Annotated in this window: 18 protein-coding genes and 1 riboswitch; of the genes, 9 read left to right on the top strand and 9 right to left on the bottom strand. The window is 69.0% G+C overall.

Going from position 1 to position 21185, the window contains the following annotated elements:
* The first annotated feature begins 16 nt into the window (after positions 1-16).
* Both AC6CR5_RS08730 and greB read left to right on the top strand, forming a co-directional pair.
* Positions 17-862: a 3',5'-nucleoside bisphosphate phosphatase gene (locus tag AC6CR5_RS08730; RefSeq protein ID WP_026384392.1), complete on the top strand. Its 846-nt coding sequence runs from the start codon at positions 17-19 to the stop codon at positions 860-862.
* A gap of 91 nt (positions 863-953) precedes the next feature.
* On the top strand, positions 954-1505 hold the full coding sequence (gene greB / locus AC6CR5_RS08725) for a transcription elongation factor GreB (protein WP_006385113.1): 552 nt from the start codon (positions 954-956) through the stop codon (positions 1503-1505).
* Positions 1506-1688: 183 nt separating this feature from the next.
* On the opposite strand, the gene AC6CR5_RS08720 is transcribed toward greB, so the two are convergent.
* The 3 genes from AC6CR5_RS08720 to AC6CR5_RS08710 all read right to left on the bottom strand — a co-directional run bounded on the left by AC6CR5_RS08720 (position 1689) and on the right by AC6CR5_RS08710 (position 4653).
* On the bottom strand, positions 1689-2720 hold the full coding sequence (locus AC6CR5_RS08720; RefSeq protein ID WP_006385114.1) for a DctP family TRAP transporter solute-binding subunit: 1032 nt from the start codon (positions 2718-2720) through the stop codon (positions 1689-1691).
* A gap of 86 nt (positions 2721-2806) precedes the next feature.
* Entirely contained in the window at positions 2807-4105 is a 1299-nt protein-coding gene (locus AC6CR5_RS08715) for a TRAP transporter large permease (protein ID WP_006385115.1), read from the bottom strand.
* A complete protein-coding gene (locus AC6CR5_RS08710) occupies positions 4102-4653 on the bottom strand; it encodes a TRAP transporter small permease (RefSeq protein ID WP_190277685.1) in 552 nt (183 codons plus the stop codon). The genes AC6CR5_RS08715 and AC6CR5_RS08710 overlap by 4 nt, the downstream gene beginning before the upstream one ends.
* A gap of 364 nt (positions 4654-5017) precedes the next feature.
* On the opposite strand from AC6CR5_RS08710, the gene purL reads away from it, so the two are divergent.
* The gene (gene purL, locus AC6CR5_RS08705) at positions 5018-9067 is read left to right on the top strand and encodes a phosphoribosylformylglycinamidine synthase (RefSeq protein WP_498085520.1); all 4050 of its coding nucleotides are present in this window, start codon (positions 5018-5020) and stop codon (positions 9065-9067) included.
* 238 nt (positions 9068-9305) lie between these two features.
* Entirely contained in the window at positions 9306-10931 is a 1626-nt protein-coding gene (locus tag AC6CR5_RS08700; protein ID WP_498085519.1) for a methyl-accepting chemotaxis protein, read from the top strand.
* Between the two features lie 33 nt (positions 10932-10964).
* Here the strand turns inward: AC6CR5_RS08700 and AC6CR5_RS08695 are convergent, their stop codons facing one another.
* Positions 10965-11717, bottom strand: coding sequence for a substrate binding domain-containing protein (locus tag AC6CR5_RS08695; protein ID WP_053074725.1), 753 nt, complete (start codon positions 11715-11717; stop codon positions 10965-10967).
* Between the two features lie 30 nt (positions 11718-11747).
* Complete coding sequence (locus AC6CR5_RS08690) at positions 11748-12509, bottom strand: MipA/OmpV family protein (RefSeq protein WP_047991125.1); 762 nt, start codon at positions 12507-12509, stop codon at positions 11748-11750.
* Between the two features lie 145 nt (positions 12510-12654).
* On the opposite strand from AC6CR5_RS08690, the gene AC6CR5_RS08685 reads away from it, so the two are divergent.
* The gene (locus AC6CR5_RS08685; RefSeq protein ID WP_006385125.1) at positions 12655-13323 is read left to right on the top strand and encodes a response regulator transcription factor; all 669 of its coding nucleotides are present in this window, start codon (positions 12655-12657) and stop codon (positions 13321-13323) included.
* A complete protein-coding gene (locus AC6CR5_RS08680) occupies positions 13320-14678 on the top strand; it encodes an ATP-binding protein (RefSeq protein WP_024069360.1) in 1359 nt (452 codons plus the stop codon). The genes AC6CR5_RS08685 and AC6CR5_RS08680 overlap by 4 nt, the downstream gene beginning before the upstream one ends.
* Positions 14679-14732: 54 nt before the next feature.
* Here AC6CR5_RS08680 and AC6CR5_RS08675 read toward each other — a convergent pair whose 3' ends face one another.
* Both AC6CR5_RS08675 and AC6CR5_RS08670 read right to left on the bottom strand, forming a co-directional pair.
* Positions 14733-15719 carry a Bug family tripartite tricarboxylate transporter substrate binding protein gene (locus AC6CR5_RS08675; protein ID WP_006386306.1) on the bottom strand — a complete coding sequence of 329 codons (987 nt, stop codon included), beginning with the start codon at positions 15717-15719 and terminating at the stop codon, positions 14733-14735.
* 18 nt (positions 15720-15737) lie between these two features.
* A complete protein-coding gene (locus AC6CR5_RS08670) occupies positions 15738-16691 on the bottom strand; it encodes an alpha/beta hydrolase (protein ID WP_047991124.1) in 954 nt (317 codons plus the stop codon).
* A 113-nt stretch (positions 16692-16804) separates the two neighbouring features.
* Between AC6CR5_RS08670 and AC6CR5_RS08665 the strand changes: the two genes are divergently transcribed.
* Positions 16805-17722: a LysR family transcriptional regulator gene (locus AC6CR5_RS08665; protein WP_006386308.1), complete on the top strand. Its 918-nt coding sequence runs from the start codon at positions 16805-16807 to the stop codon at positions 17720-17722.
* Positions 17723-17852: 130 nt separating this feature from the next.
* On the top strand, positions 17853-19325 hold the full coding sequence (locus AC6CR5_RS08660) for a M20 family metallopeptidase (protein ID WP_006386309.1): 1473 nt from the start codon (positions 17853-17855) through the stop codon (positions 19323-19325).
* Positions 19326-19370: 45 nt separating this feature from the next.
* Here the strand turns inward: AC6CR5_RS08660 and AC6CR5_RS08655 are convergent, their stop codons facing one another.
* Both AC6CR5_RS08655 and crcB read right to left on the bottom strand, forming a co-directional pair.
* Positions 19371-19751 carry a hypothetical protein gene (locus tag AC6CR5_RS08655; RefSeq protein WP_235442306.1) on the bottom strand — a complete coding sequence of 127 codons (381 nt, stop codon included), beginning with the start codon at positions 19749-19751 and terminating at the stop codon, positions 19371-19373.
* Between the two features lie 128 nt (positions 19752-19879).
* Positions 19880-20248 carry a fluoride efflux transporter CrcB gene (gene crcB / locus AC6CR5_RS08650; RefSeq protein WP_054445110.1) on the bottom strand — a complete coding sequence of 123 codons (369 nt, stop codon included), beginning with the start codon at positions 20246-20248 and terminating at the stop codon, positions 19880-19882.
* Positions 20249-20411: 163 nt separating this feature from the next.
* A riboswitch (Fluoride riboswitch) is annotated at positions 20412-20475 on the bottom strand.
* A 104-nt stretch (positions 20476-20579) separates the two neighbouring features.
* Here crcB and AC6CR5_RS08645 point away from each other — a divergent pair.
* A complete protein-coding gene (locus AC6CR5_RS08645) occupies positions 20580-21140 on the top strand; it encodes a DUF1415 domain-containing protein (protein WP_024069356.1) in 561 nt (186 codons plus the stop codon).
* Positions 21141-21185 lie beyond the last annotated feature (45 nt).

The raw sequence follows: 21185 nt of genomic DNA, 5'->3' as shown, positions 1-21185 counted from the left end.
CTCTACAATAGGTTCCATGAATACGCCCGTGCTCAACATCGATCTGCATTGCCATTCCACCGTGTCCGATGGCGCCCTGGCGCCGCGCGACGTGGCGCAGCGCGCGCACGCCAACGGCGTCGATGTCTGGGCCCTGACCGACCACGACGAGGTCGGCGGCCTGGCCGAGGCCGCGGCCATGGCCGGCGAGCTGGGCATGCGCTTTGCCACCGGCGTCGAGATTTCGGTGACCTGGGCCGGCCTGACCGTGCACATCGTCGGCCTGCGTTTCGATCCCTCCAATGCCGCGCTGATCGAAGGCCTGCGCAAGACGCGCTCGGGCCGCGCCGAGCGCGCCCGCCGCATCGGCGAGCGCCTGGCCGAAATGGGCATGCCCGGCGCCTACGAAGGCGCGCTGCCGTTCGCCGGCAATCCCGAACTGATCAGCCGCACGCACTTCGCGCGCTACCTGGTCGAAGCCGGCTACTGTCCCGACGTGCAGACCGTCTTCACCAAGCACCTGGGCGATGACCGCCCGGGCCACGTGCCCATGCAATGGGCCACCTTGGCCGAGGCGGTCGGCTGGATCCGCGGCGCCGGCGGCATCGCCGTCATCGCGCATCCGGGGCGCTACAAGTACACGCCGCTGCAGTTCGCCGCGCTGTTCGACGAATTCCTGCAGTTGGGCGGCGTGGGCATCGAAGTGACGACCGGTAGCCACACCGTTGAAGAGGCGCGCCAGTATGCCGAGGTGGCGCGCCGCTATGGTTTCCTGGCCTCGCGCGGCTCCGACTTCCACAGTGCCAAGGAAAGCCGCATGGACCTGGGCCGGCTGCCTCCGCTGCCGCCGGACCTGAAACCGGTCTGGCACGACTGGTTTTAGCGCGGGCGGCGCGCCGCTGCCCGGCTCCTGGCATGGCGCGTCCATGCCGTCTTTGAACTGATTTGATCGCGCGCCGAGCGCGCTGCCCGCCATGAACAAAGCATTTGTCAAAGAATCCGACAACGAGGACGACGATGACCTGCCGCAGGCCCAGGCCTTGCCGGCCGGCACCAAGAACTACATGACGCCGGAAGGCTACGAGCGCCTGCGCGGCGAGCTGACGCATCTGATGAACGTGGAGCGGCCGGCGGTGGTGCAGGTGGTGTCGTGGGCCGCGTCCAACGGCGACCGTTCCGAGAACGGCGACTATCTCTACGGCAAGAAGCGCCTGCGCGAGATCGACCGCCGCATGCGTTTCCTGACCAAGCGGCTGGACATCGCCGAGGTGGTCGACCCGGCCGCCCAGCCGAACCGCGACCAGGTCTTCTTCGGCGCCACGGTGCTGTATTCCGACAAGGCGGGCGAGGACCACACCGTCACCATCGTCGGCGTGGATGAGGCCGAGCCGCTGGCCGGCAAGATCAGCTGGATCTCGCCGGTGGCGCGGGCGCTGATCAAGGCGCGGGAGGGCGACACGGTGGTGCTGCGCACGCCGGGCGGGATCGAGGAGCTGGACATTCTGGAAGTGCGCTACCCGGAGTAGGACGGCGCCACGGGGCGTTGCGGCGCCGCCGCCGAAACGGACCCTCCAAAAGGCGACGGGCGCCGGCTTGTGGCCGGCGCCCGTCTTTTGGTGGGCGGGATCTGACGTCCCTGCCTCGGTTGGCGGCTCGCGCCGCCGTTCCCCTGGGGCTTGCTGCTTGTTCGGTGTCGTGTCCTGGCCGGATTATTTCTTGCGCGCCGCGATGGACTTCTCGGCCAGGTTGACCAGGTCTTCGCCGATCTGCTTCTTCCACTTGTCGTAGACGGGCTGGGTGACCTTGGCGAAGGCGTCATGCTCGGCCTGGTTCAATGAAGTCACGGTGACGCCGTGGCCCTCGATCTCCTTGAGCAAGGACGGATCTTCCGGCGTGACGCCCTTGCGCGCGATCACGATCTGCTGCTTGCCGGCGTCCAGCGCGGCCTGGCGCACGATGTCGCGGTCCTTTTCCGACCACGAATTCCACACTTCGCGGTTGACCACGAAGATCAGCGGATCGGCCACGTAGTTCCACAGCGTCAGGTATTTCTGGCCGACGGTGTAGAGCTTGGAGCCGGTGTAGATCGACAGCGGGTTCTCCTGGCCGTCGACCGCGCCGCTGGCCAGCGCCGGCTGGGCGTCGGCCCAGCTCATCTGGGTCGGGTTGGCGCCCAGCGCGGTGAACGTGTCGATGTAGAGCGGCGAGCCGACCACGCGCAGCTTCATGCCCTTCATGTCCTCGGGCCGCTTGATCTCGCGCTTGGAGTTGCTGAGCTGGCGGTAGCCGTTCTCGCCCCAGGCCAGCGGCACCACGCCGGCCTTCTCGATCAGCTTGAACATTTCCTTGCCCACGTCGCCCTGCACCAGCGCGTCGATGGCGGCGTAGTCGGGCATCAGGAAGGGCAGCGAGAACAGGTTGAGCTGCTTGACCTGCGGCGACCAGTTGATGGTCGAGCCGACGGCCATGTCGATCACGCCCTGGCGGATGGCGGTGAATTCGCGGGTCTGGTCGCCCTGCACCAGCGATGTGCCGGGGTAGACCTTGATGTTGATGCGGCCCTGGGTGCGCTCGCGCACCAGGTTCGACCAGATCTCGGCGCCCTGGCCCCACGGGAAGGTGGTGCCGACGACGATGGAGAGTTTGTATTCGGGCTTGTAGTTCTGCGCCTGCGCGGCGGCGGGCAGGCCAACCACGGCGGCGGCGCACAGGGTGGCGCCGATCAGCTTGCGGAAATTCATGTTGCGTCTCCTCTCTTTGCGGGTCTGTCTGTTGTTGTCATGAATGCATGCCGGGCGGCGGCGTCCAGATCCCCCGTCCGGTTCCCTCAATAGCCCAGCTTGTGCGGCAGCCACAGCGCCAGCTGCGGGAACACCAGCACCGCCACCAGCACCAGGAACATCGCGCCGAGCAGCCACACCACCCAGCGCACCGTCGATTCCATCGGCACGCGCGCGATGCGGCACGACACCATCAGGTTGACCGCCAGCGGCGGGGTGAACTGGCCCAGCGCCACCTTCAGCGTCAGGATCACGCCGAACCACACCGGGTCCCAGTTGTAGGCCTTGGCGATCGGCATCAGCAGCGGCACGAAGATCAGGAAGATGGAGATGCCGTCCAGGAACATGCCGACGGTCATCAGCAGCAGGATCAGCAGCGCCAGCACGCCCCATTCGCCCAGCCCGGAATTGACGATGGCGTGGGTGATCGGGTCGATCACGCTGAGCGTGGACAGGGCCCAGGCGAAGATGCCGGCCAGCGTCACCACCAGCATGATCACGGCCGACAGCTCGGCCGCCTCGCGCAGGATCACGTACAGGTCGCGCAGCTTGATGGTGCGGTGGATGCACATGCCCACGAACAGGCCGTAGAACACCGCCACCACGGCCGCCTCGGTGGGCGTGAACCAGCCCATGCGCATGCCGCCCAGGATCAGCACCGGCGCGGCCAGGCCCCACGAGGCCTCGCGCAGGCTGCGCCAGAACGGCGGGCGCGGCAGGTGCGCTTCCAGCATGCCCATCTTGTGCTTGCGCGACAGCCACACGGCCGGCACGATCAGCGCCAGGCCGGCCAGGATGCCGGGCACCATGCCGGCGGCGAACAGCGCCGGCACCGAGGCCTCGGGCACCAGCACCGAATAGATGATGAAGGCCACCGAGGGCGGGATGAGGATGTCGGTGGCCGCGCCCGCCGCCACCACCGAGGCCGAAAACGCGCCCGGATAGCCGGCGCGCGACATGGCCGCGATCATCACCGCGCCCACCGCGGCGGCGCAGGCCGGGCCGGAGCCCGAGATGCCGCCCAGGAACATGGCCACGGCGATCGACACCAGCGGCAGCATGCCGGGGCCGCGGCCGACGATGGCGATGGCGAAATCCACCAGCCGCTTGGCCACGCCGGAGCGGTCGAAGATGGAGCCGACCAGCACGAACATGGGAATCGCCAGCAGCGGGTACTTGGCCAGCCCGGCGTAGAAATTCTGCGGCACGGTCAGCAGGCCATACCAGGGCGTGTCCAGGTTGGACAGCACGATGGCCACGGTGCCGCCGATGCCCAGCGCCACGCCGACCGGCACGCCGATCAGCATCAGCGCGATGAAGACGGCGAACAGGATGCCGGCGATCATGCTTGGCCCCCGTCGGCCTTGGGCAGCGGCGCCCGCCACAGCCGCCGCAGCGTGCCCAGCGTGCGCAGCGAGATGGCGGCGGACATCACCGGCAGCCAGATCGAATACCACCAGGTCGGCACGCCGATGGCGGGCGAGGTTTCCTCATAGACGAATTCGTCGGACACCAGCTTGATCGACAGCACCGTCAGCAGCACGAAGAACGCCAGCACGCAGAAGTTGGCGATCAGCGCCATGATGCGCTGGCGCCGCGGCGAGCCGTTGTCGGCCAGGATCTCGATGCGGATGTGGTGGTTGCGCACGAAGGCCACGCTGCCGCCGGCCATGGTCAGCACGATCAGCAGGAACACCGAGATTTCCTCGGTCCAGGCGAACGACTGGTCGGTGAAGTAGCGCACCAGCACGTTCAGGAAGGTGATGATGGCCAGCGCCGCCAGCAGGATCACGGCCAGCCAGTCCTCGATGGCCAGCGGCACTTTCACGGCGGGGTCTGCTTCGGCGGGGATGATCGGTTCGACAGGCTCGGCGGGGGCTTCGGGGCGTGACATGTGAGGCAACGGCCAGCGCGGCGGGCGCTTTCTTGGTATGGGGTCGCTGCATCCTACCGTCGGGGCAAGGGCAGGGGTGTTCGTGTTTTCCCGCGCTGCGGTATGGCCGCAACATGGTGCGTCGCAATACCGCGGCCGCCGGCGCGGGGCGGGCACACGCCATAACCCGCGATGCGGACAGGGATTTGGTGGGGATATTGCTGTGCAGCAGGCCGGCCGTTGCGTCGCGGAATTCTTTTGTAACAATGGCCAAAGCCGGACGAATTCGGGCCGGATCGGGACATGGCTGTCCTTCCGTCCGGGAAAACCCGCCAAGCGGGGTAAAATCCTTGTTTTGCTCCCTTCCTTATACGGCGCCCGCATCGTGTCCCTTGTTCAGCATCTGCCTGGTTCCTCCGTCCTGTCCTCCTTTCGTCGTGACCGCCTGCTGGCGCAATTGAAGGAAGCCGGCCTGCCCGTGGCCGACATTTCCGCCCGCTACGAGCACTTCGTCAGCACCGACGCCGCCCTGACGGCCGAACAGCAGCAGCAACTGACCCAACTGCTGGATTACGGCACGCCCGCCACCGGCGAGGCGCCGGCCAAGAGCCTGGCGCTGCTGGTGATCCCGCGCCTGGGCACGATCTCGCCGTGGGCCAGCAAGGCCACCGACATCGCCCACAACTGTGGCCTGTCGGCCGTGCACCGCATCGAGCGCGGCGTGCGCTACGTCATCACGCCCGAACGCGGCCTGCTGGGCAGCAAGTCGTTCGACGCCGACATGCTGGCGCGCGCGGCCGACTGCCTGCACGACCGCATGACCGAAACCGTGGTCGACGCCAGCTTCGACGGCCAGGCGCTGTTCCAGCCGCTGGCCGGCAAGCCGATGCGCACGGTCGACGTGCAGGCACGCGGCGCCGCCGCCCTGGTCGAGGCCAACAGCACCCTGGGCCTGGCCCTGTCCGACGACGAGATCGAATACTTGGCCCAGTCGTTCAGCGACCTGGGCCGCGATCCCACCGACGTCGAACTGATGATGTTCGCGCAGGCCAACAGCGAACACTGCCGCCACAAGATCTTCAACGCCCAGTGGGTGATCGACGGCCAGGAGCAGCCCAACACGCTGTTCGGCATGATCCGCGCCACCCACAAGGCGCAGCCGGAAGGCACCGTGGTCGCCTACTCGGACAACGCCGCCATCATGGCCGGCGGCCCGGCGCAGCGCTTCCAGGCCGGCGTGCCCGGGGTGACGGGCGAGGGCGTGGATGGCGCCAAGTACATCCGCCGCGACACCACCGTGCACACCCTGATGAAGGTCGAGACGCACAACCACCCGACCGCGATCGCGCCGTTCCCCGGCGCCTCCACCGGCGCGGGCGGCGAAATCCGCGACGAAGGCGCCACCGGCCGCGGCTCCAAGCCGAAGGCCGGCCTGACCGGTTTCACCGTCTCGCACCTGCGCTTCGACGACGCCACGCAGCCCTGGGAAGCCGACCACCACGGCCTGCCGGACCGCATCGCCTCGCCGCTGTCCATCATGATCGACGGCCCCATCGGCGGCGCCGCCTTCAACAACGAATTCGGCCGTCCCAACCTGCTGGGCTATTTCCGTTCGTTCGAGCAGACCGCCGGCGGCACGCGCTGGGGCTACCACAAGCCCATCATGATCGCGGGCGGCCTGGGCAGCATCGACGCCGGCCTGACCCACAAGAACGAGATCCCTCCCGGCGCGCTGCTGATCCAGCTGGGCGGCCCGGGTTTCCGCATCGGCATGGGCGGCGGCGCCGCCTCCAGCATCAGCATGGGCAGCAACTCGGCCGAACTGGATTTCGATTCGGTCCAGCGCGGCAACCCCGAACTGGAACGCCGCGCCCAGGAGGTCATCGACCGCTGCTGGCAGCAGGCCGAGAACAACCCCATCATCGCCATCCATGACGTCGGCGCGGGCGGCCTGTCCAACGCCTTCCCGGAACTGGTCAACGACGCCGGCCGCGGCGCCATCTTCGATCTGAAGCGCGTGCCGCTGGAAGAATCCGGCCTGTCGCCCGCCGAGATCTGGAGCAATGAATCGCAGGAACGCTACGTCCTGTCGATCCTGCCGCAGGACCTGGAGCGTTTCGACGCCATCGCCCGCCGCGAACGCTGCCCCTACGCGGTGGTGGGCGTGGCCACCGAGGAGCGCCAGCTGCGCGTGGTGGACGGCGAAGGCCTGCCGGGCCTGGACACGATCCGCGCGCAGGGCGAGGCCGAGGTGCGTCCGGTCGACGTGCCGATCGACGTCATCCTGGGCAAGCCGCCGCGCATGACGCGCGACGTGCGCCGCCTGCCGGGCGTGTCCGAGCCGCTCGACCTGGCCGGCATCGACCTGACCGAAGCCGCCTACCGCGTGCTGCGCCACCCCACGGTGGCCAACAAGTCGTTCCTCATCACCATCGGCGACCGCACCGTCGGCGGCCTCTCCAGCCGCGACCAGATGGTCGGCCCGTGGCAGGTGCCGGTGGCCGACTGCGCCGTCACCCTGGCTGACTACCAGGGTTTCCGCGGCGAAGCCATGGCCATGGGCGAACGCACGCCCATCGCCATGCTGAACGCGCCGGCCTCCGGCCGCATGGCCGTGGCCGAGGCCCTGACCAACCTGGCCGCCGCCGACGTGGCGCGCCTGGAAGACATCAAGCTGTCCGCCAACTGGATGGCCGCCTGCGGCGTCGACGGCCAGGACGCCGCGCTGTACGACACCGTGTCGGCCGTCAGCGAGCTGTGCCAGGCCGCCGGCCTGTCGATCCCGGTGGGCAAGGACTCGCTGTCCATGAAGACCTCCTGGGAACAGGACGGCGAGCAGCGCCAGGTGGTGGCGCCGGTGTCGCTGATCGTCACGGCCTTCGCGCCGGTCGGCGACGTGCGCGCCAGCCTCACGCCGCAACTGCGCACCGACGCCGGCGACAGCGTGCTGATCCTGATCGACCTGGGCCGCGGCCTGCACCGCATGGGCGGCTCGATCCTGGCGCAGACCTACAACCAGGTCGGCGAGACCGTGCCGGACATCGATTCGCCGGAAGCGCTGCGCGCCTTCTTCGTCACCATCCGCACCCTGGCCGAGGCCGGCACCATCCTGGCCTACCACGACCGTTCGGACGGCGGCCTGTTCGCCACGCTGGTGGAAATGGCCTTCGCCGGCCGCACCGGCATCTCGGTCAACCTCGACATGCTGACCTTCGACCCGCAATCGGCCGATTGGGGCGACTACAAGATCCGTCCGGAACAGGTGGCGGTGCAGCGCGACGAACTGACGCTCAAGGCGCTGTTCGCGGAAGAAGCCGGCGCCGTCATCCAGGTGCCGGCCGCCCAGCGCGACGCCGTCATGCAGGTGCTGCGCGGCGCCGGCCTGTCGGCCCACTCGCACGTCATCGGCGGCCTGAACGGCGGCGACGAGGTCGAGTTCTACCGCGACGGCAAGAAGGTCTGGGGCCAGCCGCGCGCCGACCTCGGCCGCGCCTGGAGCGAAGTCTCCTACCGCATCATGGCGCGCCGCGACAACCCCGCGTGCGCCCAGGCCGAGCTGGACGTCTGGAACGACACGCAGGACCCGGGCATGAGCCCCAACGTGGCCTTCGACCCGCAGGAAGACGTGGCCGCGCCGTTCATCAACAGCGGCAAGCGCCCGCGCGTGGCGATCCTGCGCGAGCAGGGCTGCAACAGCCAGGTGGAAATGGGCTGGGCCTTCGACACCGCGGGCTTTGACGCGGTCGACGTGCACATGACCGACCTGCTGTCGGGCCGCGTTGACCTGGCGCAGGTGCAGGGCCTGGTGGCCGTGGGCGGCTTCAGCTACGGCGACGTGCTGGGCGCCGGCGAGGGCTGGGCCCGCACCATCCGCTTCAACGGCAAGCTGTCGGATCAGTTCGCGGCGTACTTCGCTCGCCCCGACACCTTCGCGCTGGGCGTGTGCAACGGCTGCCAGATGATGGCCGCGCTGGCCCCGATGATCCCGGGCGCCGAGCACTGGCCGCGCTTCACCCGCAACCTGTCCGAGAAATACGAGGCGCGCCTGTCGATGGTCGAGCTGGCCAAGTCGCCGTCGATCTTCTTTGCCGGCATGGAAGGCGCGCGCATCCCGGTCGCGGTGGCGCACGGCGAAGGCTACGCCGACTTCTCCCAGCAGGGCGACGCCGGCCGCGTGCTGGCGGCGGCGCGCTACATCGATAACCGCGGCAACGCCACCGAGGCCTATCCGTTCAACCCGAACGGCAGCCCGGGCGGCCTGACGTCCGTCACCACCGCCGACGGCCGCTTTACCGTGATGATGCCGCACCCGGAACGCGTGACCCGCAACGTCATGATGTCGTGGGCGCCCGAGAAGTGGGGCAACGCCGACAGCGGCGGCCAGTTCAGCCCGTGGATGCGCATCTTCCGCAATGCGCGCGCCTGGCTGAAATAAGTCAGACCGCCCTGCGAAGCGCGAGCTTTCGCATGACGCAACAGCCCCGCCGGACACCGGCGGGGTTTTTTTTGGGGATTTACGGATTTTCCAGGCAGGCGCAATCCGGTTGGCGGGGAGGGGCATTCAGGAAAGGCCATGTAACCCAATGAGATATTTAACTTTTCATTGCAATAAGCCGTAAACACTTCGACAGCCGCCCAAGGCTGCCCTCCGCAACCCCCGAGTGGCCCTCCCCATGTTCAAGAATCTGAGTATCCGCGCCGTCCTGACGACCGCGCTCTGTGTTTTTTTCGCCCTTTTCCTGGTCACCGGCATCGCCGTCTACCAGCAACTGACCTCCAACCGCACCTCGATCGAGGTGATGCTGGATACCAACCTAGTGCGCGCCAACGCCGTGGACGACGCCGGTTCCGAGCTGCTGCGCGCCCGCCTGGTGCTGCTGGCTGCCCAGACCACCTTGCTGGAAGGCAAGAGCATCGACAACCTGGCCAGCATGCAGCGCCTGGACGGCTACACCAAGAAGGCCGCCGACCTGATCCAGAGCGCGCGCCAGAATCCCGAGACCTCGCCCGTGGGCAAACCCCTGTTCGATGATGCGCTGGCCGCCTATGACGTCTACCAGCGCGACGCCATCGTGCCGATGATCGCCGCCATCCGCGCCGGCAAGGCCCAGGATGCCAGCCGCCTGAACCTGGAGAAGGTGACGCCGCTGGGCATCACCTTCACCCAGGCGATCCAGAAGTACGTGGACTACGCCGACGAAGTCGGCCAACGCGTGGCGCGCGAGGCCAACACCCGCATCAATGGCGCCATCGCCTTCCTGATCGGCCTGCTGGTGGTGGTGGCCGTGCTGGTGGTGGGGCTGTACGCGGTCTTTGCCCGCTCGGTGTTCCGCCCGTTGCATGACGCCGGCCGCCTGTTCGACCGCATCGCCGGCGGCGACCTGACCAACCGCATCGAGCAGCGCGGCAACAATGAAATCGGCGTGCTCTACGCCGCCGTCAAGCGCATGCAGGACAGCCTGGCGCGCACCGTGGCCGCCGTGCGCCAGGGCGTGGAAGAGATCCACACCGGCTCGCGCGAGATCGCGGCCGGCAACATCGACCTGTCCTCGCGCACCGAACAGCAGGCCGCCTCGCTGGAGGAAACCGCCGCCAGCATGGATGAACTGTCATCCACCGTGAAGAACAACGCCGACAGCTCGCGCAGCGCCTCGCAACTGGCCAGCGCGGCTTCCGACGTGGCCACCCGCGGCGGCCAGGCGGTGGGTGACGTGGTGGACACCATGCGCGCCATCGCCGACAGCTCCAACCGCATCGCCGACATCGTCGGCGTGATTGACGGCATCGCCTTCCAGACCAACATCCTGGCGCTCAACGCCGCGGTCGAGGCGGCCCGCGCCGGCGAGCAGGGCAAGGGTTTCGCGGTGGTGGCCAGCGAAGTGCGCGCGCTGGCGCAGCGCAGCGGCCAGGCCGCCAAGGAGATCAAGGGCCTGATCGACGATTCGGTGCAGAAGGTGTCCATTGGTTCCGACCAGGTCGAAGCGGCCGGTGCGACGATGCAGGAGATCGTGGTGTCGGTGCGCCGCGTGACCGACATCATCAACGAGATCTCCAGCGCCTCGGAAGAGCAGTCGCAAGGTATCCAGCAGGTCAACCAGGCGGTCTCGCAGATGGACAGCGTGACGCAGCAGAACGCCGCGCTGGTCGAGCAGGCGGCCGCGTCGGCGGCGTCGCTGGAGACCCAGGCGCAACGCCTGCGTGACGCGGTGGCGGTGTTCAAGCTGCAGACCGGCCGCGTGATCGACGCCGAGGCCGCTGCCCTGGGCCGCGCGGGCGAACCGGCATTGCTGGGCGCCTGACGCGGCATCTTCGAGGCGCCGGCGCGGGCGCCTTCAGGCCAGCGTCCGCGCCAGCCAGTCGATCAGTGCATGGGCTCGCGCCGGCAGGCGCCGGGAACCCGTCAAGGCGTATAGGGTGACCGGCTCCAGTTCCCATCGCGGCAGCACCGGCACCAGCCCCGCGCCCCGCCAGACGGCCGCGCCCAGCGCGTGCAGCGCGGCGATGCCGACGCCGCGGGCGGCCAGTTGCAGCGCCATGGCGGGCGTGTCGACGCCATAGCGCTCGCGCGCCAGGACCACGACGCGCTCGGGGCCGCACCACAGGCGCCAGCGGGCGGGTCGTGTGTCATGGGCGCGATGCGCGCCGACGCGCAGGCCGATGCAGTCATGCATCGCCAGGTCGGCGGGATGCTCGGGCGCGGGCCGTCGCGCCAGATAACCGGGCGCCGCGTACAGGCTGGCGCGCAAGGCGCCCAGCCGGTGCGCCATCCATGCCGGGTCCGCCGGCGGTTCCAGACCGATCGAGATATCGCAGGGCTGCGGCGCCGCGTCCGCGCCGCCGGGCGGGTCCAGTTGCATGGCCAGGTCCGGATGGCGTTCGGCGAAGGCCTCCAGCGCGGGGGCCAGCGCATGCCGCACGCTGGCGTCCGGCAAGCGCACGCGCAGCGGGGCGGCCTGGCCCGCCGGCCCGCTGCGCGGGGACCCGCGCCAGCATGCGCGGGCCGGGCCCGCGTCGGCCGGAATGCGGCGCTGTTCCAGGTCGAGGCGGCCGTGTCCGCCCTGCGCCATGTCTTGCGTGAATTTCATCGATCCCGCTCCCGGCGCCACCGCGTTCGTTCAGAACGCGTAGACCACCCCGACGCTGCCGAACACGTTGGCGCGGCGCTCGGTCAGCGGGCTGTCGCGGGCGTCGCCCAGCAGCGTGTTCACGCCCACGGTGGTGACGGTGCTCCAGCTGGCGTCGATGCGATGCGACCAGGTGGCGAACAGGGCGGCGGATTTGAAGCCGGACGACGGCGAGTAGGTCGACAGCCCTTCGCGGCTGCGCGCGGCCTGCGAGGACGTGACGCCATACCAGGTCTGCATGTCGTCGTGGCTGGCCCACTGCGTGCTGGCGCCGAGGTTGACGCGGTTGGCGCCGTCCTGCCAGGCGGCATAGGTGGCGCGCAGTTCGAGCGTGCCGCCGTAGCCGCTGCGCGCCGCCTGGCGGTATGCCGCGCCCAATGAAAACGGACCCGGCGCCCATTCGACGAAGGCGCCATAGGTGCCGTGGAAATCGATGTCGTCCAGGCCCTTGGTGCGGTCGGCGTCGCTGGAATCGCGGCCCAGCGCCATGCCGACGAACACGCCGGCCTTCCAGTCGGGCGCCAGCGTGGTCTGCAGGCCCATCGCCGGCAGGCCGGCGCGCGGCGAGATGAAGAAATTGCCGGAATGGTAGTTGATCAGCGGCACCGGCAGGGCGCGGTGTTCGCTGGAGCCCTGGTACACCGGCACGTAGCCGACGCCCAGGCCGATGAAATTGGTGCCAGATTGCTCGGCCTGCGCCGTGCCTGCGGCGCAGGCCAGGGCGGCGCCAGTTGCTAACATAGCCAGCTTCATTTGCGGGGAATTTCCTTTCTTTCGTGAACCGGTGCCCTGGCGCGAGCCAGGGGCACGACGAGCCGCCATTGTCGGAGCCGGCTTTTAAAAATTCTTTAAATCCAGGGCGCCACAATGGCGCGCCATGGACAGTCTGGGAGCGTTCTTGCAAGTTCTGCTGGTCGAAGATGACGCCATGCTCGGAGACGCCTTGCGATCCAGCATGGTGGGCGCGGGCCTGCGCGTCGATTGGGTGCGCGACGTGCCCGCCGCCCGGCTGGCGCTGGTCGAGCATGGCTACGGCGCGGTGCTGCTGGATCTGGGCCTGCCGGGCGGCAGCGGGTTGGCGGTGTTGAAACACCTGCGGGCGCGCTACGACGCCACGCCGGTGCTCATCATCACCGCCCGCGACCGCCTCAGCGAGCGGGTGCAGGGCCTGGATGCCGGCGCCGACGACTACATCGTCAAACCGTTCCAGCTGGACGAACTGCTGGCGCGGCTGCGCGCCGTGGTGCGCCGCAGCAGCAATTCGGTGGTGTCGGTCCTGCGCTGCCGCGACGTGCAGCTGGATCCGGCGCGGCGCGTGGTGACGCGGGCCGGCGCCGAAGTGGTGCTCAGCGCCAGCGAGTACCGCACCCTGCTGGCGCTGATGGAACGCGCCGGCCAGACCGTCAGCCGCGAACAGCTGGAGGCCGCGGTCTACGGCGGCAGCGGCACCATCGAAAGCAATACCGTGGCGGTGTACGTCCACCAGCTCAGGCGCAAGCTCGGCGACGACCTGGTCGCCACCGTGCACGGCCTGGGTTATCGCATCGCCGCGGCGGACGCGGCATGAAGACGCTGCGCAAACGCCTGACCGTCACGCTGCTGCTGACCCTGCTGTTGACCTGGGCGGCGGTGTTCATGTGCCAGCAGCACGCCATGAACGAGGCGCGCACCGGCATCCGCGACCAGTCCCTGGTCGACTCGGCCAACCAGACCATCCTGTCGCTGCGCCGCAGTCTGCTGGAGGAGCGGCCCGATGAGCGTTTCAAGCTGCCGCCGTCCAGCCATTTCCGCGGCGAGCGGACCACGGTGCAGATCTGGTCCAAGGGCGACCGGCGCCTGGCCCTGCGTTCGCCCGAGGCGCCGGACCAGCCGCTGAACCCGGACTTCGAAGACGGCTTTCGCGACAGCGTGATCGGCGACGACACCTGGCGCGTGTACTCGCTCAGCGACGCTTCCGGCCAGGTGCAGGTGCAGCTGGCGCGCGCCGACAGCGACCGGCGCGCCGAAGCCGTGGCCGCCTTCAAGCGCGGCCTGGTCATCGTGTCGGCGTTGTTCCTGCTGCTGGCGGCATCAACCTGGATCGTGGTGCGGCTGGCGTTCCGTCCGGTCGATCGCGCCGGTGACGCGATCCAGCGGCGCACGCCATTCGACCTGGCGCCGTTGCCGCTGGACCGCCTGCCGGGGGAATTGCATCCCTTCGTGCGCTCCATCAATGCCCTGCTGGTCCGGCTTCAGGCCGCCATGGACCACGAGCGCCGCTTCCTGGCCGATGCCGCGCATGAACTGCGCACGCCGCTGGCCGCGCTCAGCGCGCAGACCGAACTGCTGTCGCAGCGCATCGCCGACACGCCGGCCGCCGACGCCGCCGCCCCGTTGCGCGCGGTGGCGCAGCGCACGGCGCGCCTGGCCGAACAATTGCTGGACCAGGCGCGCATGGACGCGGTCAGTGAAACCGGCGCCGATCTCGACACCGTGTCGCTGGACGCGCTGGTGGTCCTGCTGGTGCGCGACGGCGAGGCGGCCGCGGCGCGCAAGCGCCAACGCATCCAGCTGGACGTCCAGGCCTGCGAGGTGCGCGGCGGCATGGATACGCTGGGCGTGCTGGTGCGCAACCTGCTCGACAACGCCCTGCGCTACACCCCCGAGGGCGGCCAGATCGCCGTGGCCTGCGGGCCGCACGAGCGGGGCGGGGCCTGGCTGCGGGTGGCCGACGATGGCCCCGGCATCGCGCCGGCCGAACGCGCGCGGGTGTTCGACCGCTTCTATCGCGCCCCGGGCGCCAACGGCGGCGGCAGCGGCATCGGCCTGTCGCTGGTGGCGCAGATCGCGGCGCGCCACGGCGCCGTGGTGGCCTTCGTGCCTGGCCTGAATGGCCGGGGCGTGGGCCTGATGGTCACTTTTCCCGCGACCGCGGCGGCATGAAAAGGGCCGGCCTGAATGGCCGGCCCGCGAACCAGGCGCGGTGGCGCGCGTGGTTTACTGATCCAGCTGGATCCTGGCGTCGGCCGCCACGTTCTTCCACTTCTTCACGTCGCTGGCGATCACGTTCTTGAACGCTTCGGACGTGCCGGCCACCACCGTGCCGCCCAGGCTGGCCAGCTTGGCCTTGACCTCGGGATTGTTCAGCGCCTTGACCGAGGCGTCGTGCAGCTTCTGCGTCACGTCGGCCGGCAGGCCCTTGGGCGCCAGCAGGCCGTTCCAGGCGTTGGCCTCGTAGCGCGGCAGGCCGGCTTCCTTGAAGGTCGGCGTGTCGGGCAGTTCCGGCGAACGGGCGTCGGCGGCGATGGCGATGGGACGGATCTGGCCGCCCTTGATGTACGGAAGCGAGGCCGGCACCGGCTCCCAGATCATCGACACCTGGCCGCTGATGACGTCGGTGAAGGCCGGGCCCGCGCCGCGGTAGGCGATGTGCATGAGCTTGGCGCCGGTCATCGACTTCATCAGCTCCATCGCCAGGTTGCCCAGGCCGCCCGCGCCCGACGAGGCGTAGGTGTACTTGTCCGGGTTGGCCTTGGCGGCGGCGATCAGGCCGTTCAGGTCGGCGGCGGGGAAGTCCTTGGTCACGCTCAGCACGCCGGGAACGGTCACCAGTTGCGTGATGGCGGTGAAGTCCTGCGCCGCGTCGTAGGTCAGGTTCTTGTAGACCGCCGGATTGGTGCCGTGGGTGCTGGACGAGGCCAGCAGCAGTACGTAGCCGTCGGGCGCCGCGTCGGCCACGAAGCGCGTGCCGATCGAGCCGCCCGCGCCGGCCTTGTTCTCGACCACCACGGTGGCGCCCAGTTCGGTGCCCAGCTGCGCCGCAAATACGCGGCCGATGATGTCGGCGGTGCCGCCGGGGGCGAACGGCACGATCAGGCGCACGGGCTTGTTGGGGTAGTCGGCCTGCTGCGCCGAGGCCGGGCCGGCGATCAGCGAGGCGCCGCTCAGCAACGCCACGGCGATTGCGGTTTTGGTCAGTTTCATGGTGTCTCCAGGCGAAGGTTAGTCGAGGCCGTTGAGCCAGTCGACGATGAGTTCGGCGATGCGGTCGCTGTTGCGGTCCAGCATGCAGAAATGGGAATTGCCGGCGATGCCGGCGGCGGGCAGGTCCAGCACGTCGGCGCGGCGGCCGGCCCGCCGCAGGGCGTCCCAGTAGGCGTCGGTCTGGGCGCGGTAGCGCTGCCAGGTGTCGTGGTGGTCGAAGTGGTCGCCCCATACCAGCAGTTGCGGGGGCAGGGAGCCGTCGACGCGTTCGGGCGTGCCGGTCGGTTCCACCGCCACTACCGCGCGGATCGGGCCGGGGCATTCGCGCGCCAGTTGCGTGGCGTAGCCGCCGCCCTGGCTGTGGCCGATGACGATGCAGGGGCCGGCCAGGTCGAGCAGTTCGCGATAGGCGTCCAGCGCCATGGCGTCGTGCGCCAGCCAGCGCGGCACGAACTGCTTGGCGAAGGTGTCGAAGGCGTCGGCCGGGAATTGCTGCCCCGGATGGGCGCCACGCGGCTGGCCGCGGGGTGCGTAGCCGTTGGCCGGGCCGATGCGGAACAGGTGCCAGGCTTCTTCCTTGGAACGGAAGATCGGCGCCGCGTCGTAGATCTGCGGGTACATCGCCCAGGAAGCGCGGCCGCGCTCGGGCGCGTCGGCCACGAATACGTCATAGCCGGATTGCAGCAGCCGCCAGAGCCAGCCCTGGCGGCCGTCGGGAGTGCTTTCCCATTGCGCGCCGCTCATGCCGCCGCCGTGCCACAGCAGCACCGGATGCGGATGGCGCGGCTCGGCCAGGCGGTATTCCTGCACGTAGAGCTGCCCGGCGCAGTAGCTGCCGTTCATGTCGATGGCGCGCGCGGCGCCGTTGCCCACCACCTGCCTGCGCAGCACCGGCAGCCCGCTGGCCACGGCCTCGCGGCCGCCCAGGAAGTGGCTGCGCAGGGATTTCAGCAAAACGGGGGCGTCGGGCATCGGCATCTCCAGGGGACGCCGTAATACTAGTTGTAACAAACGCTGGGTTTGTGCAGAATGTGCAGCGCTTGTGCCGATACGGCACAACCCCACGAAAGGACAACGGAGACGAAATGGACATCAAGTGGCTGGAGGACTTCGTGGCGTTGTCGAAGTCGCGCAACCTGTTCCAGGCGGCCGAGGCGCGCAATGTCACGCATCCGGCCTTCGGGCGCCGCATCAAGGCGCTGGAGGACTGGGCCGGCGTGCCGCTGGTCGAGCGCGGCCACCAGGTGTCGACGCTGAACGCGGCCGGGCGCAGCATGCTGGCGGCCGCCATCGACGTGCTGGACATCCTGCGCGAGACGCGCCAGGGCCTGCAGAAGCCGGAACAGGAGCGTGTCCGCCGCATCGCCATCGCCTCGGGCAAGACGCTGGCGCATTCGGTGCTGCCGGGGCTGATGGCCAGGGTGCAGCAGGGCATGCAGCCGTTCCAGTTGAAGGTGGTGACCACCACGCTCAACTACGGCATCGACATGCTGGCCGACGGCGAGGTCGACTTCCTGCTGTGCCACGCGCACGAGCCGCTGTACGCGCAGATCGACAATCCCGACTACCGCTGCCGCCGGGTTGGCGCCGACAAGCTGGTGGCCGTCAGCGCGCCGCTGGCGCCGGGCAGCCGCCATCCGCGCCACGCCGTGCCCAAGCTGGCCTCGGATCCGGCGGTGCCGTTCCTGGCGTACGCCGACAGCATGTCGCTGGGCCGCATCCTGCGCGACCGCCTGCGCGGCCTGTGCGTGCCGGCGCGGTTGCAGACCATGTACGAGTCGGACCTGGCGGACGCGCTGCATGCCATGGCGCGGCAGGGCTTCGGCCTGGCGTGGCTGCCCCACACGCTGGTCGAGTCCGACCTGCGCGCCGGCGTCCTGGCGCGGGCCGACAGCGCGCGCAACGACATCCACATGGAGATCCGGCTGTACCAGTCGGTGGCCAACGCCAAGCCGCTGGCGCGGCAGGTGTGGAGCCGGATCGAGGCGTACGCGGCGCGCTAGGGTGGAGGGCGGCGCCAGCCGGCACCGTTTTTCCGGCGCCGCGCGACAAACAGGGACAAAAGATGCCGGCGGCGCCCGGCAGGCATAAAATGGCGGATTATTCCGCTTCCCGACCACAGGATCCCGCGCCATGAACGCACGCATCCCCGACGACGCACTACCTCCTACCCTCGATCCGAAGGCTCTGCAGGCTTTTGTGGACGACAAGTGGGACAACGAGATCATCCCCGCGCTGACCGACTACATCGCCATTCCGGCCAAGAGCCCGGCGTTCGACGCCGACTGGGAAAAGAACGCGTTCATCGAGCGCGTGGTGCGCGACGCGGCGCAGTGGGTCGAAGCCCAGAAGGTCTCGGGCCTGAAGCTGGAAGTGGTGCGCCTGCCGGGCCGCACGCCGGTGATCTTCTTCGACGCGCCCGCCACCCGCAGCGATAACGGCGACACCGTGCTGCTGTACGGCCACCTGGACAAGCAGCCGGAATTCTCCGGCTGGCGCGCCGGCCTGGGTCCCTGGACCCCCAAGTACGAAGACGGCAAGCTCTACGGCCGCGGCGGCGCCGACGACGGCTACGCCGTGTACGCCTCGCTCACCGCCATCATGGCGCTGGACAAGCAGGGCATCCCGCGCCCGCGCTGCGTCGGCATCGTCGAGACCTGTGAAGAATCCGGCAGCTACGACCTGCTGCCCTACGTCGACGCGCTGCGCGACCGCCTGGGCAACGTGGCCCTGGTGGTGTGCCTGGATTCGGGCGCCGGCAACTACGACCAGCTGTGGATGACCACGTCGCTGCGCGGCATGGTCTCGGGCACGCTGGAAGTGCAGGTGCTGGACGAAGGCGTGCACTCGGGCGATTCCAGCGGCGTGGTGCCGTCGTCGTTCCGCATCCTGCGCCACCTGCTGGACCGCCTGGAAGACAGCGCCACCGGCCGCCTGCTGCCGCAAAGCCTGCATTGCGAGATTCCCGCCGACCGCATCGAACAGGTGCACGCCACCGCCCGCATCCTGGGCGACGAAGTCTGGCGCCGTTTCCCCTGGAGCTGCGGCGCCGACGGTGGCTTCGTGCTGCCCATGACCACCGAGCCGGAACAGGCGCTGTTGAACCGCACCTGGCGTCCGACTCTGTCGGTGACCGGCGCCGAAGGCCTGCCGCCGCTGTCCAGCGCCGGCAACGTGCTGCGTCCGCGCACCGCCTTCAAGCTGTCGCTGCGCCTGCCGCCGCTGGTCGACGCCGTTGCCGCCTCCGAGGAGATCAAGGCCCTGCTGGAAGCCGACGCGCCCTACAACGCCAAGGTCATCTTCAAGGCCAACGAGGGCGCCGCCACCGGCTGGAACGCGCCGGCCTCGGCGCCGTGGCTGACCCAGGCGCTGGATGCCGCCTCGCAGCAGTACTATGGCGCGCCCTGCGGCTACATCGGCCAGGGCGGCACCATTCCGCTGATGAGCATGCTGCAGAAGGGCTTCCCCAAGGCGCAGTTCATGGTCTGCGGCGTGCTGGGCCCCAAGTCCAACGCCCACGGGCCGAATGAATTCCTGCACGTGCCCTACGGCAAGAAGCTGACCGCCGCGGTCGCGCAGACCATGGCGGCGATGCCGGCGGCCTGATCGGCGTTGGCGGAGGAAAGAAAGCCCGGCCTGGCCGGGCTTTTTTCATGGCGTCGCGGCGGCGCGGTGCGCCGAGGGGCGGAAGACCACGTGGAGCGAAGCGTTGGAGGTCACGCGCAGGATCACGTCCGCGCGGGGGCGGCGTGAAAGGCAGTGGGCAAGAGACTGCAGCAGCAGCCACAGCCAGACAAGCAGGAAAGCGGCTTCCACAAACACGTGGGTGATCAGCCTGCCGGGAGATTCATTCAGGGGGGCGAGCCGCACGACGCTGTGCAAGCCGTGTTCGGCCAGCAACGCCTGCATGCGCGCCGTCAGGCTATTCATGGCATCGATGTTCTCGATGTAGAAGTCTTCGCGTCGCCGTAACAGCGCCGCCAGCGCTTCGTCGGACAGGTGGTCGGCGAAATAGGTGAGCGCGATGGTCATCCGTTGCTCTCGTGGTAGTCGTGGCGCCACTCTAGCGCGGCCCCGTCGCGCGGTGCCACAGGCTCCGGCAATGTCGGACGGAGGGTGGATGGCGAGCGCGGCCGTCAACGGCGCCCCGGCCACCGCCATCACGCCCGCACCAGCGCCATCGCCCCGAACAGCGCCGCCAGCCCCAGCCCGAGCGAAAGGCCGGCGTACAGCAGCGCGGTGCCGATGCGCCCCTGTTCCACATGCAGCGCGGTCTCCAGCGCGAAGGTCGAAAAGGTGGTGAAGCCGCCGACGATGCCGGTGGTCAGGAACAGCCGGGTCGGCTGCGACACCGAGAACTTCAGCGCCAGCAGTTCGGTGATCAGCCCCATGACGAAGCAGCCGATGACGTTGGTGGCCAGGGTGGCGTAGGGGAAGGCGACCCAGCCCAGGCGCAACGCGGCCAGGCTCATGCCGTAGCGCGCGGCCGAGCCGAGGCCGCCGCCGACGAATACCAGCAATAGATTCAAGATTTCTCTCCAGGTGAAACGATGGAGAGCAACAGCCTGGGGCTTGTCCACGGGCCGCGCCGGTTGCAGGCGCGGGCGGCCAGCGACGAGGTCGCGGCCCGAAAAACAAGAAACCCGCCGCGGCGGGTTTTGTCCGGACGGCACCCGCTGCGGGCATGTTGCCCGGTCAGCAGGAGCCATCAGCCGAGGGATCGGCGGTTTTGGGAAGCTCCATTCCCATTGCGATCGATTGTATCCCAGGCGTGGCGGCAGGGCGTTGGCCCACGGTGAACCCGGTCGCGGCGCCTTCCACCTGGTCGCCTATACTCGCGTTTTGCCAGGACTGCCCGCCATGATTTCCACTTCCGACGCCTACGCCAACGTGGTTGCCGAAACCCGCCATTGGCTCACCCAGGCCGTGATCGGCCTGAATCTCTGTCCGTTCGCCAAAGCGGTCCAGGTCAAGGACCAGATCCGCTTTGCCGTCAGCGATGCCACCGACGCCGAAGGCGTCCTGACCGACCTGCAGGATGAGCTGGCCCTGCTGGCCGAGGCCGATCCGGAGAAGATCGACACCACGCTGCTGATCATTCCCGACGCGCTCGACGATTTCCTGGAGTTCAACGACTTCGAAGACCTGTCGGACCGCCTGCTCAAGCGCATGCGCCTGGTGGGGGAGTTGCAGGTGGCCACGTTCCACCCGCAGTTCCAGTTCGCCGACACCCAGCCGGACGATATCGAGAACTACACCAACCGGTCGCCGTATCCCATCCTGCACCTGCTGCGCGAGGACAGCATCGACCGCGCGGTCGAGTCGTTCCCGGACGCCGCCGAGATCTACGAGAAGAACATCGACACGATGCAGCGGCTGGGCCTGGAAGGCTGGAAGCGGTTGATGAGCAAGCCCGCCTGAAGCCGGGCGCGGCCGGCGGCGAAGGCCGTCGGCGCGGTTGTCGCA

Source organism: Achromobacter sp. EG18 (assembly GCF_059759395.1).
The sequence above is the reverse complement of the archived record's forward strand: the minus strand, read 5'-3'. Positions and strand labels throughout refer to the sequence as shown.

Coding starts and splice junctions, on each gene's coding strand:
- AC6CR5_RS08675 (WP_006386306.1), bottom strand. CDS start 15,719: ATGAAACTGACCAAAACCGCAATCGCCGTGGCGTTGCTGAGCGGCGCC.
- AC6CR5_RS08665 (WP_006386308.1), top strand. CDS start 16,805: ATGGACATCAAGTGGCTGGAGGACTTCGTGGCGTTGTCGAAGTCGCGC.
- AC6CR5_RS08655 (WP_235442306.1), bottom strand. CDS start 19,751: ATGACCATCGCGCTCACCTATTTCGCCGACCACCTGTCCGACGAAGCG.
- AC6CR5_RS08660 (WP_006386309.1), top strand. CDS start 17,853: ATGAACGCACGCATCCCCGACGACGCACTACCTCCTACCCTCGATCCG.
- AC6CR5_RS08730 (WP_026384392.1), top strand. CDS start 17: ATGAATACGCCCGTGCTCAACATCGATCTGCATTGCCATTCCACCGTG.
- AC6CR5_RS08695 (WP_053074725.1), bottom strand. CDS start 11,717: ATGAAATTCACGCAAGACATGGCGCAGGGCGGACACGGCCGCCTCGAC.
- AC6CR5_RS08680 (WP_024069360.1), top strand. CDS start 13,320: ATGAAGACGCTGCGCAAACGCCTGACCGTCACGCTGCTGCTGACCCTG.
- AC6CR5_RS08700 (WP_498085519.1), top strand. CDS start 9,306: ATGTTCAAGAATCTGAGTATCCGCGCCGTCCTGACGACCGCGCTCTGT.
- AC6CR5_RS08645 (WP_024069356.1), top strand. CDS start 20,580: ATGATTTCCACTTCCGACGCCTACGCCAACGTGGTTGCCGAAACCCGC.
- AC6CR5_RS08690 (WP_047991125.1), bottom strand. CDS start 12,509: ATGAAGCTGGCTATGTTAGCAACTGGCGCCGCCCTGGCCTGCGCCGCA.
- greB (WP_006385113.1), top strand. CDS start 954: ATGAACAAAGCATTTGTCAAAGAATCCGACAACGAGGACGACGATGAC.
- AC6CR5_RS08715 (WP_006385115.1), bottom strand. CDS start 4,105: ATGATCGCCGGCATCCTGTTCGCCGTCTTCATCGCGCTGATGCTGATC.
- AC6CR5_RS08710 (WP_190277685.1), bottom strand. CDS start 4,653: ATGTCACGCCCCGAAGCCCCCGCCGAGCCTGTCGAACCGATCATCCCC.
- AC6CR5_RS08670 (WP_047991124.1), bottom strand. CDS start 16,691: ATGCCCGACGCCCCCGTTTTGCTGAAATCCCTGCGCAGCCACTTCCTG.
- AC6CR5_RS08720 (WP_006385114.1), bottom strand. CDS start 2,720: ATGAATTTCCGCAAGCTGATCGGCGCCACCCTGTGCGCCGCCGCCGTG.